The 12,952-nt window shown below is 65.9% G+C and carries 12 protein-coding genes; 7 read left to right on the forward strand and 5 right to left on the reverse strand.

The window, feature by feature from the left end; genetic code table 11:
* Position 1: 1 nt before the first annotated feature.
* From F7R11_RS23790 to F7R11_RS23810, 5 genes are all read right to left on the reverse strand, one after another.
* Positions 2 to 877 (reverse strand): EamA family transporter, encoded by an 876-nt coding sequence (locus tag F7R11_RS23790; RefSeq protein ID WP_064807273.1) that lies wholly within the window; start codon positions 875 to 877, stop codon positions 2 to 4.
* Between the two features lie 101 nt (positions 878 to 978).
* Positions 979 to 1,860 carry an EamA family transporter gene (locus F7R11_RS23795; protein WP_064807270.1) on the reverse strand — a complete coding sequence of 294 codons (882 nt, stop codon included), beginning with the start codon at positions 1,858 to 1,860 and terminating at the stop codon, positions 979 to 981.
* 289 nt (positions 1,861 to 2,149) lie between these two features.
* Positions 2,150 to 3,799 carry a rhodanese-related sulfurtransferase gene (locus tag F7R11_RS23800; RefSeq protein ID WP_064807267.1) on the reverse strand — a complete coding sequence of 550 codons (1,650 nt, stop codon included), beginning with the start codon at positions 3,797 to 3,799 and terminating at the stop codon, positions 2,150 to 2,152.
* Complete coding sequence (locus F7R11_RS23805; RefSeq protein WP_064807265.1) at positions 3,796 to 4,440, reverse strand: cysteine dioxygenase family protein; 645 nt, start codon at positions 4,438 to 4,440, stop codon at positions 3,796 to 3,798. The genes F7R11_RS23800 and F7R11_RS23805 overlap by 4 nt, the downstream gene beginning before the upstream one ends.
* Positions 4,441 to 4,501: 61 nt before the next feature.
* On the reverse strand, positions 4,502 to 5,689 hold the full coding sequence (locus F7R11_RS23810) for an acyl-CoA dehydrogenase family protein (protein ID WP_064809041.1): 1,188 nt from the start codon (positions 5,687 to 5,689) through the stop codon (positions 4,502 to 4,504).
* A 208-nt stretch (positions 5,690 to 5,897) separates the two neighbouring features.
* Here F7R11_RS23810 and F7R11_RS23815 point away from each other — a divergent pair, with 208 nt between their 5' ends.
* From F7R11_RS23815 to F7R11_RS23845, 7 genes are all read left to right on the forward strand, one after another.
* A complete protein-coding gene (locus F7R11_RS23815; protein ID WP_064807262.1) occupies positions 5,898 to 6,989 on the forward strand; it encodes an LLM class flavin-dependent oxidoreductase in 1,092 nt (363 codons plus the stop codon).
* A gap of 9 nt (positions 6,990 to 6,998) precedes the next feature.
* Positions 6,999 to 7,838, forward strand: a complete 840-nt coding sequence (locus F7R11_RS23820) for a class II aldolase/adducin family protein (RefSeq protein WP_064807260.1) — start codon at positions 6,999 to 7,001, stop codon at positions 7,836 to 7,838.
* A gap of 69 nt (positions 7,839 to 7,907) precedes the next feature.
* Positions 7,908 to 8,915, forward strand: a complete 1,008-nt coding sequence (locus F7R11_RS23825; protein ID WP_064807257.1) for an ABC transporter substrate-binding protein — start codon at positions 7,908 to 7,910, stop codon at positions 8,913 to 8,915.
* Between the two features lie 27 nt (positions 8,916 to 8,942).
* The gene (locus tag F7R11_RS23830; RefSeq protein ID WP_064807255.1) at positions 8,943 to 9,986 is read left to right on the forward strand and encodes an ABC transporter permease; all 1,044 of its coding nucleotides are present in this window, start codon (positions 8,943 to 8,945) and stop codon (positions 9,984 to 9,986) included.
* Positions 9,980 to 10,798, forward strand: a complete 819-nt coding sequence (locus tag F7R11_RS23835) for an ABC transporter ATP-binding protein (RefSeq protein WP_064807253.1) — start codon at positions 9,980 to 9,982, stop codon at positions 10,796 to 10,798. Before F7R11_RS23830 ends, F7R11_RS23835 begins: the two co-directional genes overlap by 7 nt.
* 36 nt (positions 10,799 to 10,834) lie before the next feature.
* On the forward strand, positions 10,835 to 12,004 hold the full coding sequence (locus tag F7R11_RS23840) for a c-type cytochrome (protein WP_104577715.1): 1,170 nt from the start codon (positions 10,835 to 10,837) through the stop codon (positions 12,002 to 12,004).
* Positions 12,005 to 12,009: 5 nt separating this feature from the next.
* The gene (locus F7R11_RS23845; RefSeq protein ID WP_064809040.1) at positions 12,010 to 12,951 is read left to right on the forward strand and encodes an ABC transporter substrate-binding protein; all 942 of its coding nucleotides are present in this window, start codon (positions 12,010 to 12,012) and stop codon (positions 12,949 to 12,951) included.
* Position 12,952 lies beyond the last annotated feature (1 nt).

A 12,952-nucleotide genomic window follows, 5' to 3' on the forward strand; every position in this document is an offset into this window, starting at 1 on the left:
TTCAGGCCGCCGCTCCCCGCGCGGCAAGCGTGGCGCCGACCGTCAGCACCACCACGGCTCCGAGGATGATCGCCGTGGCCCACAACGTTTGCGGCGCAACCCGTTCATTGGCCAGCCAGGAGCCCATCAGCAGCCCCACGAGTGGGTTGACGTAGGCGTAACTGGTTGCCATCACGCTGGAAACCCGTTCGACCAATGCCAAATAGGCCGAAAAGCCAATCGCTGAACCGAAGACAACCAGATAACCCCAGGCAAACGCCGAGGGCAGGCCGACATAGCGTGGCCAGGCTTCGCCCAGCACGAAGCTAACCAGCATCAGTAGCACGCCGCCAAAGGCCATTTGCAGCACGAAGCCCATCAGACCGCGCGGCAAATCGATACGCTTGGAGAGCTGCGTGCCGAATGACCATGACGTGATGGCCGTGGCCAATGCCAAAAGCCCGCCGGGGTTGGTGCTGAACTCCGCGCTTTGCACCAGTACGGCAATGCCAACACTGCCCAAGGCGATGGCGCCGGCCTCATAGCTGCGCAATCGTCCGCCCATCAACACGGTCCACAGCGTCGCGAACATCGGAACTGTGGCAAACATGACCGTGCCCGCACCGGCTGAAATGGTTTGCGCGCCCACCGCCGCCATCCCCATGCCGCCGACCAGCAGGAACACACTGATTAGTGCGCAGTTTCGCGCCTGACGCCAACTTAAGCGTGCACGCGGGCGCAAGATCGCCAAGGGGCTGAGCAGCGCGGCCGCCGCCAGAAAGCGCGTACCCATCATCAGGAAGGGCGGCAAATCGACTACCGCAAAGCGGGCAGCCAAATAGGTGGTGCCCCACACCACGTAGGTGATGAGCAGGCAAAGCGCGACAAAAGGGGACATGGTGCTGCCTCGAAGCGGAAGCCTTCGATGCTACGCAAGGTCACGCGATGTACGTGATGCATTTTGTGATCGCGCAGGTGGCGCGTTGCACGAAGGCATGCTCAGGCCGCCGCTCGCCGCGCGGCACGCGTGGCACCTGCGGTCAGCACCACCACGGCCGCCAGGATGATGCCCGTGGCGCTCAGTGTTTGCGGCGCGACCTGCTCATCGGCCAGCCATGCGCCCATGAGCAGGGCGATGGGCGGGTTCACGTAGACATAGCTCGTCGCCATGACGGTGGACACGCGCTCCACCAGCGCCATGTAAGCCGTGAACGCAATGGCCGAACCGAACACCACCAGATAGCCCCACGCCAGCGCCGAGTGCAACCCGATGCTGTGCGGCCACTTTTCACCCACGATCAGGCTGAGCAACACCAGCGCCACGCCGCCAAAGGCCATCTCCAGCACAAAGGCCGTCGTGCCCTTGGGCATGTCGATGCGCTTGGAGAGCTGCGAGCCGAACGACCACGACGCAATGGCCGTGGTCAGTGCCAGCACGCCGGCAGTGCTGGCCTGGAACTCCGCACCGTGAAACAGCACCGCAATGCCGATGCTGCCCAGCGCAATTGCGCCAATCTCATATGCCCGCAGACGGCCGCCGGCCAGCAGCGTCCACAGGGTGGAGAACAGCGGCATCGACGCGATCATCACCGTGGTGGCGCCCGATGAGATGGTCTGCTCGGCCACTGCCGTCATGCCCATGCCGCCCACCAGCATGAAGCCGCCAATCAGCGCGCAATTGCGCACCTGGCGCCAGCTCGGCCGCTCACGCTCACGCTGGCGCAGGAGGATCAGGGGGGCGAGCAGCGCTGCCGCCACCAGAAACCGCGAACCCATCATCAGGAAGGGCGGCAGGTCGGTCAGCGCAAAACGGATGGCCAGATAAGTCGTGCCCCACACCACGTAAGTGATGAGCAGGCAGACCGCGATGAACGGAGACATGTCGAGACCTCGGCGAGGAAGTCCCGATGCTACTCAAGGTGGGCTTATGCGCAAAACGAGTTTTGTTATCGCTCGTTGTTAGCGGCGTTAGCAAGCAAGTGAGTTGGAGGGGCTGACGCGTTCGGAACGCCGCCTTTCGCGCTCCAAAGGCCATCGTTGGCGTTCCGGACTTCAACGAGGGCGTTCAGAACCCGGAGGGGCGGGTTCTGAACCCGGCACCCTGAGGTTCAGAACGTCGGATGCGGCGGTCAAAACCTCAAGGGCGGAGATCAGAACCTCAGCCGGTCGATCAGATGACCCGGAAGCCGTGCGTGCCATCGCGCCCGAGTTGGGCGACCAGACCGAACTCCCAGTCCAGATAGCCTTGCATGGCCGCACGCGGAGCGTTGGTGCCTTCGTACGGGCGGCGGTAGCGGTCGATCCGGTCGGAGGCGAGGTGCGTTTCGCCGGATTCCACCGGCAGACCCGCGGCCACCCAGGCGGCTGTGCCGCCGTCGAGCACCCAGACCTCGGCGTGCGTGAGCTTAGCCAGATCCACAGCGGCAAAGCGGGCAAGCAGGCTGGAGCCGCAAGTCAGCACGTAGCGGCGGGCCGGCGGGATGCGCTGGAGCGCGCCGGCCAGGTCGGAACGCACGGCAAACCAGGCGCCCGGAATGTGCCGCGCCACGTAGTTGGCGCTGCGGGTGACGTCGATGACGGCGGTGTCGCCGGCTTCCAGCCAACCGGCCAGGGCGCGGGCATCGACCGTGCGCACGGCGGGCGTGTCGGCGGTGGGGGCGTGCCACGGGCCGGTCGCGCTGCGCGCGCTGGCGTCGACCGGATCGGTCACGTATACCTCCCAGCCCATCTGCGCGAGCCACGAGGCGGTCATATCCGCACGTACGCCGTCGTCGTCGGTCAGCACAATGCGGGCACCGCGCACGGCGGCGGTGTGGTCAGTCTCCTGCACGAGCTGCCCGCCCGGGGCGCTGGCAAAGCCGGGCAGGTGGCCGGCGGCGTATTCCTCGGGCGTGCGTACGTCCAGCTTGTAGAGCGTGCGGTCCGGGGTTTCCAGCTTGGCAACGTCGGCCAGGGCAATGCGGGGCACATTGGCGCGTTCCGCCACGGCGCGGGCATCGGCCTGGGCCTGGGCACGGGTCTGTGCGGACACGGCTTCCGGGTGGCGGCGGTTGATGCCGTGGTCCAGCACCTGATCGGCCAGCAGCCAGCCGATGGTGCCGTTGCGCAGCGCCGCCACCGGGTTGGGAATGCCGGCATTCACGAGCGATTGCGTGCCGATGATGCTGCGCGTGCGCCCTGCGCAGTTGACGATGACCTGCGTGGTCGGGTCCGGCGCCAGTTCGCGGATGCGCAGCACAAGCTCCGCCCCCGGCACGCTGGTCGCCGTGGGGATGCTCATGGTCTGGAATTCGTCATAGCGGCGCGCATCGACGATCACGACGTCGCGTTTGGCATCGAGCAGCGCCTTGACTTCCTGCGCGCTGAACGAGGGCGTGTGGCGTTGTGCCTCCACGTATTCGCCAAAGGCTTTGCTGGGGACGTTCACGTCCTGGAAGACCTCGCCACCGGCTGCGCGCCAGCCATCCAGACCGCCTTCCAGCAGATAGACACGCGTGTAGCCGAGCTCGGTCAACTTGGCGGCAGCGCGCGGGGCAAGGTCCGCACCGTCGTGCACGCCATACAGAACAATCAACGTATCCCGGCGCGGAATGCGCGACCACGCCTCCAGCTCCAGCCGCGAGAGCGGCAGGTTGGCTGCCCACAGCGGGTGCGCCTGCGCGTAGGGGTCTTCCTCACGCACATCGACCAGGGCGATTTCCTTGCGGGCCAGCAATGCGGCGCGCACGTCAGCATAAGTGAGCGTGGGAACGTGGGTCTCGGCCAGTGGTGCGGCGACCGGCGAGTCGGTGACTTCGAGGGTATCGATGACGGTACTCATGAGGCAGACGTGTCCTTGGAACGGTCCCAGAGATTGGGCAGGTGGGTATTCGAATAACCGGAGATGAACGGCTTGCGCTCGCCGTCTTCCGTATAGACCGAGCGGTGGATGCCGCCGATGTTGCCGCCGTACACGTGGATGCTGATCGACGTGCGATCGTCAAACGCGTTGTGCACGCGGTGGATGTCACCCACGCGCGGCGAGACGCGCTCGACCTGGCCCGGCTCCAGACGGATGGCCGCACCATCGGGCTGCGGGCGCCCATCGGCAGCAAGCTTGAACGGCTGCGAATACTCGGCGCCGCGCAACATGCCGATCAGGCCCCACGTGGTGTGGTCATGGATGGGCGTGCGCTGGCCCGGGCCCCAGACAAAGCTGACGATGGAGAAGCGCTCGCCGGAATCGACATGCAGCAGGTACTGCTGGAAGTGCTCGGGGTGCGGCTGGGCGTATTCGGCAGGCAGCCAGTTGTCTTGCGCGACGAGTGCGCCGAGCAGCGCGCCGGCACGCGAGAGGATCTCCGCCTCCGTCGGCTGCTGATCAAGCAGGCGGGACAGTGCGGTCACGAAATCGCGCAGCGGCACGATGGATTGCGGGGATTGCGTTTGTGCAGGTGCGGTAGCGAGGGCAGGCGTGCTCATCGGCAGGTTCCTGATGTGGGGGTTTCGGCTCATCTTGCTGGACTCGGGTTCTGGCGTCCAGCTAAACCCCAAGCGCAGTGCGGCCGGCGGCCAGCAGGATCGAATCGTTCTGCGGCGTGTGGATGCGGCTGCAGAGCACATCGCGGTAGTGGCGCTCAAGCGGGTTGTGGCGCGACAGGCCGTGGTTGCCCGAGAGCTGCAGCGCCAGTTCCACCGCGCGGATGGCATTGCCGGTAACGGTGTATTTGAGCAGCCCGCTATCGGTCGTGGAGAGCGGTGTGCCGGCATCGGCTGCCTCGGCAGCGTGGTCGAGCAGCACGCGATTGGTGCGCAGCGCGGCCGCAATTTCGCCGGCCGCCTCCTGCATGCGCGGCAGCGTTGCCAGCGGCGCACCGAGGTTGGCAGGCGCACGCGTGTTCAGGAACTGCACGAGCCAATCGCGCGCGGCCTGCGCCACGGCGTCGTACAGGCTGCCGAGCAGGACGGCCATCCAGGCTTGCTGATCGACATGCGCGCCGCTATCTGCCCACTCAGCGGCAGGCCGGATGTCAACGGCGTGGTCGAGCGGAATGACCACGTCTTCCAGCACAACGTCGTGGCTACCGGAAGCGCGCAGGCCCAGGTGGTTCCAGGTGGGTTCGATGCGGATGCCGGGCGTGTCTGGCAGCGGGCGCGGGACGAGGAAGATGCCGACACGCGGCTCCGCTTCATCGGTGCGCGCCCACACCGCCAGCCAGCGCAGCGCCGGACTGCCGGTGCTGTAGAGCTTGCGGCCGTGAATGCGCCAGTGGTCGCCAACGCGCGTAGCGATCGTGCCTGGCAGGCCGCCGCGTGCCGGTGTGCCCAAGTCTGGCTCCACGCGCAATGCGTTGATGAGGGCACCTTCATTCAATGCCGTGGAAAACACCTGCTGCCGTAGGTGCGCGGGCCAACGCGTATCTGCGCGGCCTAACGCGCGATGCTGCAGATACGTCATCGTCAGCACGAGTGCAGTCGCGGCATCACCATACGCAACCGACGCGATGATGCGGCGCGCCGTGGCCAGGTTTGCGCCACCGCCGCCATGTGCGTGCGGAATGACTTGCGCGGTCAATCCGGAAGTATGTAGCAGGGCAAAGTTCTCGTGCGCAAATGTGCCGTGCGCATCGTGCTCCGCAGCGGTAGCCGCCAGTTGCGGCGTGATGGCGGCCAGCACCTCGGCAAGCCGTTCGGGTGCCGTGGGCAGGCGATGCAGGGGGATGGACGACATGGCGAAGCGGCGCACGAGGCAAGTGATGTTGCCGCACAGCGTAGCCGTGTTGCCGCGCACAGCGAACGACCCATGCCGAATATGCAGCATTGAATTTATTCGTTAGTGCAACGCTGGTGGTGACGTAACTTCATTCGCATTCATGGCGAGGTGCAGCGCAGCAAATACAGCCTCGCCGATCTTCTAACGATATGCGGAGCGAGCCATCATGAGCGTCGATTTCATCGGCATGATCCAGAGCCAGAAGCAGTCGGAAATCCATCCGCCTGATCCGAATGGACCGGTGATCGACCGCGACTACGTGCGTGCCTTTGCGCAGGCCCACGAGCAGGCCGGCTTCGACCGCATTCTGGTGCCGCACCATTCGACCGGCCCGTCGGCCACGTTGACGATCTCGTATGCGGCGGCGCTGACCGAACGCATCCACTTCATGCTGGCGCATCGCCCAGGCTTTACCAACCCGACGCTGGCCGCACGCCAGATTGCGACGCTGGATCAGTTCACGGGTGGGCGCCTGGGGGTGCACTTCATCTCGGGCGGCTCCGACAGCGAGCAGCGCCGCGATGGCGACTATCTCGACCACGACCAGCGCTACGCACGCACCGATGAATACCTCAGCATCCTGCGCCGCATCTGGACCGAGGCCAAACCGTTCGATCACGAGGGCGAATTCTACCGTTTCGAGCAGGGTTTCTCGGAGGTGAAACCCGCGCAGAAGCCGCATGTGCCGATCTACTTTGGCGGCGCGTCGGACGTGGCGGTAGAGGTGGCGGGCAAGCACGCCGATGTATACGCCCTGTGGGGGGAGTCGCTCGACCAGGTGCGTGAACTGACCACGCGTGTGCGTGCAGAAGCCGCCAAGCACGGCCGCAGCATCCGCTTCTCGGTATCGTTCCGGCCGATTCTGGCGGATACGGAAGAGGCCGCCTGGGCCCGCGCCGAGCGCATTCTTGAACGCACCCGCGCGCTGCGCCTGGAGCAAGGCTACAGCCGTGGCGGCCCGCAGCAGAGCGAAGGTGCACGTCGCCTGCTGGCCGCTGCCGAGCAGGGCGAGCGCGTCGACAAACGTTTGTGGACAGCCATCGCCAAGGAAACCGGGGCGCGCTCCAATTCCACCGCGCTGGTCGGCACGCCGGAGCAGGTGGCCGATGCGCTGCTCGACTACTACGACCTGGGCGTCACGACCTTCCTGATCCGCGGCTTCGATCCGCTGGAAGATGTGGTCGACTACGGCCGCACACTCATCCCGCGTGTGCGTGAGCTGGTGGCCCAGCGCGATGCACAGCGCAAGGCAGCGTGAGGGGCGGGCATGAGCGCAGTCATCTCCATCGAGCGCCCGGCGTCTACCTCGCTCCGGCTCAACCCGCAGCCACAGCAGAAGTTCTGGTTCGATCCGCCGGCGGCGCGCACGTCCGTTGAGGCAGAACGGCGCCATCGGCAAGAGCGCCTGGCAGCAGCTTTCCGCATCTTTGCGCGGCATGGCTTTGACCTTGGGCTGGCCGGGCATATCACCGCACGCGATCCAGAACTGCTCGACCACTTCTGGGTGAACCCGCTGGGCGTGCATTTCTCGCGCATCAAGGTGTCGGACCTACTGCTTGTCAACGCGCGTGGTGAGACGGTCATCGGCAACCAGCCGCTCAACAAGGCGGCGTTCGCCATTCATGCGGCGATTCACGAGGCGCACCCGCACATCGTGGCGGCGGCGCATACGCATTCGACGTACGGCAAAGCGTGGTCGACGCTGGGCCGGCCGCTCGATCCACTCACGCAGGATGCGTGCTCGTTCTATGAAGACCATGCCCTGTTTGACGACTTCACCGGCATGGTGGTCGACGCCAGCGAGGGCGAACGCATTGCGCGCGCACTGACCAAACCGGGCGGCGGCACGCACAAGGGTGTGATCCTGAAGAACCACGGCATCCTCACCGCCGGCCCCACCGTGGAGGCCGCCGCGTGGTGGTACATCGCGCTGGACAACGCCGCGCACACGCAACTTCTGGCTGAAGCGGCGGGCACGCCGCAGCTGATTGACGCCGCCACCGCGCGCCACACGCATAGCCAGGTGGGTGGGCCAGAAGGCTCGCTGCATGCGTTCGAGAGCCTGTACGCGGGCCTGATTGCCGCCGAGCCGGACGTGCTGGACTGAGCTTAATCAGAACCAAACAGATCGTAGAGCACAGAACACATCCAACGCACACCATACGGGGAGCATTCCATGAGCCAAGACAATTCGGGTATCTCACGCCGCAAGGTACTGCACGCGGCGGCTGCCACGGCGCTGGCCGCACCGGCCCTGATCCTGGGTCGCAAGGCCTATTCGCAGCAGCGCAAGCTGACGTTTGCGTGGAACCAGAATTCGTTCTGCCTGACGCCCATCGTGGTGGCGCAGGAGCGCGGTTTTTTCGAGAAGAACGGTCTACAGGTCGACCTGATCAACTACAGCGGATCGACCGACCAACTGCTCGAATCCATCGCCACCGGCAAAGCCGATGCCGCGGTGGGGATGATCCACCGTTGGCTCAAGCCACTGGAGGCCGGCTTTGATGTGAAGATCATCGGCAGTTCGCATGGTGGCTGCGTACGGCTGGTGGGCTCCAAAGCGGCGGGCGTGACCAATCTGGCCGCACTCAAGGGCAAGACGGTGGGCGTGAGTGATCTGGCCGCGCCGGGCAAACACTTCTTCACCATCCTGCTGGCCAAGCACGGTATCGACCCCGACCGCGACATCACCTGGCGCCAGTACCCGGCCGACCTGCTGGGCGTGGCGGTGGACAAGGGCGAGATCCAGGCCATTGCCGACGGCGACCCGAACCTCTACCTGCTGGAAAAGCGCACCAACGGCGCCTATGTGGAACTGGCGACCAACCTCACTGGCGAGTACGCGCGCAAAGTCTGCTGCGTGATCGGCGCGCGTGGCGAACTCGTGCGCAATGACCGCCAGGCCGCCTCCGGCCTGGCACGCGCCATTGTGCAGGCGACGGACTTCGTCAACGAGAACCCGAACGAAGCCGCCAAGGTGTTTGCCAAGTATTCGCCCAAGGTGGCAGTGGACGATCTGCGCAAGCTCTACGCCACGCTCACCTATACGCACCACCCGACGGGTGTCGACCTGCGCGACGAGATCGCCTTCTATGCGGAGGACTTCCGCCGCATCGGCGTCATCAAGAAGACGACCGACCCGCAGCGCCTGGCGCAGCACGTCTACGTGAACGTGCTGGCGTAGGGCACGCGACATGAGGAGAGCATCGACATGACTACGACTACCGCCCCACAAACGCTGGAGGCGCCTGCCGCGCTGTCCAACCCCTTTGGCGGCGCGATTACCAATGCGCGCGTATGGCGCTCTGGCACGGTGGCCGGGCTGGCGTGGGCCGCCTTCGGGTTGCTGACGTGGCGCTGGCCCAACCATGTGATCGGCTTCAGCGATTGGGCCTTCACAGCAGAACTCGGTATCGCGGCATTGCTGGTGGGCGTTGCGCTGTTCATTCTGGCGCTGGTGGGTGCGTACGTGGCACCCCTGCGTGCCGTGCAGGAAACGCTACTGCCTCTTGGGCCGTGGCTCATTGCCGTGCCGGTCGTGCTGGGCGCATGGGAAGTGCTAACAGCCAAGTCTGGTTTCCTGCCGACGCCGTTCTTTGCGCCGCCGCAGGCGTTGATCGAGGTCTACACCGAAGACTGGGCGCGCCTGGGCGGCAGCGTCATCAACACGCTCAAGCTGCTGGGGCTGGGCTACTTCTTTGGCGCGCTGACGGGCTTCCTGGTGGGCGTGTCGATCGGCTGGTCGCGTGCCGTGGGGTACTGGGTGCATCCGGTGCTGCGCATTCTGGGCCCGTTGCCCGCCACGGCGCTGCTGCCGATCACCTTCTACTTCTTCCCGTCGAGCTATTCGGCGGCGGCCTTTCTGATTGCGCTGGCGTCGGGCTTTCCGGTGGCGGTGCTCACGTGGTCCGGTGTGGCTGGCGTGAACAAGAGCTACTACGACGTGGCCCGTACGCTCGGTGCCTCCAACGCCTTCCTGGTGCTGCGTGTGGCAATTCCGGCTGCATTGCCGCAGGTATTCGTCGGGTTGTTCATGGGGCTGGGCGCATCGTTTACGGTGCTGGTGACGGCCGAGATGATGGGCGTGAAATCGGGCCTCGGGTGGTATCTGACGTGGGCCCAGGGCTGGGCCTCCTACGTGAACATGTATGCGGCGCTGATCGTGATGGCGCTACTGTTCTCCAGCATCATCACGCTGCTGTTCAAGGTGCGTGACCGCGCGCTGGTCTGGCAGAAGGGGACGCTGAAATGGTAGCCGTGCTTGAACGCGAAGCGCCGGTTGACGCGGCCGCACCCGTCACGCCTGCCACCACGGGCGCGCGCATTGACGTGCAGGGCGTGAGCCACTGGTTTGGCAGCCGCGCCAACCCGCTGCAGGTGCTCGACAACGTTGACCTGGCCATACAGCCCGGCGAGTTCGTCGCACTGCTAGGCCCCAGCGGCTGCGGGAAATCCACCTTGCTGCGCCTGATTGCCGGGCTGGAAGCGCCCACGCGCGGCCGCATTCTGCAGGACGATGCGCCCATCACCGAGCCCAATCCGTCGCGCGTTGTCGTGTTTCAAGACCCAACGCTGTATCCGTGGCGCCGCGTGTGGGACAACGTCGCTCTCGGCCTGCAGGCGCGCGGCGTGCTCAAGGCGGAGCGCGACCGCGTAGACGATGCGCTGGAGCGTGTCGGCCTCAAGGGCTTTCATCGCGCGTTCCCGCACGAGCTGTCGGGCGGCATGGCGCAGCGTGTGGCGCTGGCGCGTGCGCTGGTCAACGATCCGCAACTGCTGGTGCTGGACGAACCGCTGGGCAAGCTTGATTCCCTCACGCGGCTGGCCATGCAGAGTGAACTGGTGGCGTTGTGGCAGCGTGCGCGTTTCTCTACGGTGCTGGTCACGCACGATGTGGAAGAGGCATTGTTCCTGGCCCAGCGCGTGATCATCTTCAGCCCGCGCCCGGCGCGCATTGCAGCGGAGTTGACGGTCGACCTGCCTTATCCACGCCATCGCGGTGACCCACGCCTGAATGCCCTGCGGCACGAGGCGCTTGGCCACCTTGGCCTGGGCCAGACCTGGTAGGGCGCGCGCAGGACATTCCACGATGAAAGTGCAGTCATGAGCGGCCCTCCACCGACGGCCTGGCTCAATACGTTGCTCGGCTTCCTGCAATGGGCGCAGCAAGGTTTGCTGACGTTGTTGCACACGCTGGGCCTGACGAGAGATGTGCACGGCCAGGCAGCATGGCCCTGGGGAACACGCATTGCCGGTGAAACGCTGCTGATCGATCTCGGGCAGGCAAGGCAACTGGGCATCACGCTCATCGCGGTGGCGTTGACGGTGCTGGCGGTGCTGGTGGCGATACTGGTGCGTCGTTGGCGTGCGGTGGCGCTGGGTGTGGCGGCGGGCTTGCTGGTGGTGGCGCCGTGGCCGTCGGCGGTGGTGCTGTCCTCCGCCGTGCCGACCAGCTTTCATGCGAGCCCGACTGCGTTCTCCCTGGCCTCCATTGCCAACGGGGGCCGTGTGTACAACGCAGCCTGCGCAAGCTGCCACGGCGCAGATGGCCGCGGCGAGGGCCCGCTGGCCGCCACGCTCACGCGCTGGCCGCCCACCGTTGTCGGCCCGCTGCTTGGCCGCCATGCGGATGGCGAACTGTTCTGGCACATCGCGCACGGCATGCGGGACGCGCAAGGCGTGGCCACCATGCCCGCCTTCGCCAACCGGCTGAGCGACAACGACATCTGGGCGGTGCTCGACTACATGAAAGTGCTGGCCGCCAGCGGTGGCGTGCGCGCGGGGGGCTGGCCGTTGCCGGTGGCGCTGCCAGCGTTGTCCGTGCGTTGCGGCGATGCCGCCCTCGAACCGCTCAATGCCTGGCGTGATAGGCAGCGCGTGCGCGTCGTCGCCATCGATGCTGGCTCGGCAGAGCAGGTGCCCTTTGAAGACCCGCGCTTCCAGACCCTGCTTGTTACGCCGGACGGCACGCTGCCGTCTCCCACACTGCCCATGCGAGCGCGCTGCGTGGTGTCGGGCCGCGATGCCTGGCCCATCTTTGCTGCGCTTGCCGGCACCACGCCACAAACGTTCTCGGGCACGCAACTGCTGGCGGATCGCAATGGCTGGCTGCGTGCACGTGGCGAACCGGGAACCACCTGGTCCGACGCCGATTTTCTTTGCACCTCCGCCTCACGCGCCTCTGAAACGCCGCGCGCCGCGGGGCTCGACACCCTTATCGCCCGCATGGACACCGAGCCGGTGCGCTATGTGAAGGGCGGCTTCATCCATTGACCACCATGACGATCTCTCGACGACGTTTTGCACAATCTGCGCTGATGCTGGCGGCTGCGCCGGCCTTGTCCTTTGCACAGGCACGCCCCGTGCTCAAGGCCGGCGACCAGAAGGGCGGGCTACGTGCGCTCCTGGAGGCAGCAGACGCGCTCAAAGGCGTGCCTTACGACATTCAGTGGACAGAGTTTCCCGCTGCGGCGCCGCTGGCCGAGGCACTCAACGCGGGCGCGGTGGATCTGGGGCCGATTGGCGATGCGCCAGCCATCTTCGCGCTGGCAGCCGGCACACGTATCAAGCTGATCGGCGCGAACCGGTCCGACCCCTACGGCACGGCAGTGCTGGTGCGTCTGGATTCCCCGCTGAAGACGGCGGCGGACCTGAAGGGCAAAGCCATCGGCACCAACCGGGGTTCGATTGGGCATCTGGTGGCACTCAAGGCGCTGGAGTCTGCTGGGCTCGGGCCCCAGGATGCCAACTTCCGCTTTCTGCCGCCGGCCGATGCCAAGCTCGCCCTGGTCAACGGCTCCATTGATGCATGGTCGACATGGGAACCCTATACGGCGATGGCCGAAACCGCCGGGCATGCGCGCGTGCTGGTGAGCGGGCGCGGGCTGTGGTCGGGCCTGAGCTACCTGGCCGCCACGGACGCAGCATTGGCTGCCAAGCACGATGTTCTGCGCGATTTCCTGCAGCGTGTGGTGCGTGCACAGGTCTGGTCTTACCAGCATGTCGACAGCTATTCGGCCACGCTGGCGCGCATCATCGGCATTGCGCCCGAGGCGGCGCGGCTGCAGTTCGCGCGGCGCCAGACGGTGTGGCGGCCGATTGACGCGCAACTCATTGCCGAGCAGCAGCGCACAGCGGATTTCTATCTGAAGTCGGGCCTGCTCAGGCAAAGGCTGGACGTGGCATCGACCTTCGATGCCAACTTTCCGCTGACGGCCTGAG

The organism is Ralstonia insidiosa, assembly GCF_008801405.1.
Lineage (GTDB): Bacteria > Pseudomonadota > Gammaproteobacteria > Burkholderiales > Burkholderiaceae > Ralstonia > Ralstonia insidiosa.

What these genes read in the sequence shown, in the direction of transcription:
- F7R11_RS23790 (WP_064807273.1), bottom strand. Translation starts at nt 877, where the DNA reads ATGTCCCCTTTTGTCGCGCTTTGCCTGCTCATCACCTACGTGGTGTGG.
- F7R11_RS23795 (WP_064807270.1), bottom strand. Translation starts at nt 1,860, where the DNA reads ATGTCTCCGTTCATCGCGGTCTGCCTGCTCATCACTTACGTGGTGTGG.
- F7R11_RS23800 (WP_064807267.1), bottom strand. Translation starts at nt 3,799, where the DNA reads ATGAGTACCGTCATCGATACCCTCGAAGTCACCGACTCGCCGGTCGCC.
- F7R11_RS23805 (WP_064807265.1), bottom strand. Translation starts at nt 4,440, where the DNA reads ATGAGCACGCCTGCCCTCGCTACCGCACCTGCACAAACGCAATCCCCG.
- F7R11_RS23810 (WP_064809041.1), bottom strand. Translation starts at nt 5,689, where the DNA reads ATGTCGTCCATCCCCCTGCATCGCCTGCCCACGGCACCCGAACGGCTT.
- F7R11_RS23815 (WP_064807262.1), top strand. Translation starts at nt 5,898, where the DNA reads ATGAGCGTCGATTTCATCGGCATGATCCAGAGCCAGAAGCAGTCGGAA.
- F7R11_RS23820 (WP_064807260.1), top strand. Translation starts at nt 6,999, where the DNA reads ATGAGCGCAGTCATCTCCATCGAGCGCCCGGCGTCTACCTCGCTCCGG.
- F7R11_RS23825 (WP_064807257.1), top strand. Translation starts at nt 7,908, where the DNA reads ATGAGCCAAGACAATTCGGGTATCTCACGCCGCAAGGTACTGCACGCG.
- F7R11_RS23830 (WP_064807255.1), top strand. Translation starts at nt 8,943, where the DNA reads ATGACTACGACTACCGCCCCACAAACGCTGGAGGCGCCTGCCGCGCTG.
- F7R11_RS23835 (WP_064807253.1), top strand. Translation starts at nt 9,980, where the DNA reads ATGGTAGCCGTGCTTGAACGCGAAGCGCCGGTTGACGCGGCCGCACCC.
- F7R11_RS23840 (WP_104577715.1), top strand. Translation starts at nt 10,835, where the DNA reads ATGAGCGGCCCTCCACCGACGGCCTGGCTCAATACGTTGCTCGGCTTC.
- F7R11_RS23845 (WP_064809040.1), top strand. Translation starts at nt 12,010, where the DNA reads ATGACGATCTCTCGACGACGTTTTGCACAATCTGCGCTGATGCTGGCG.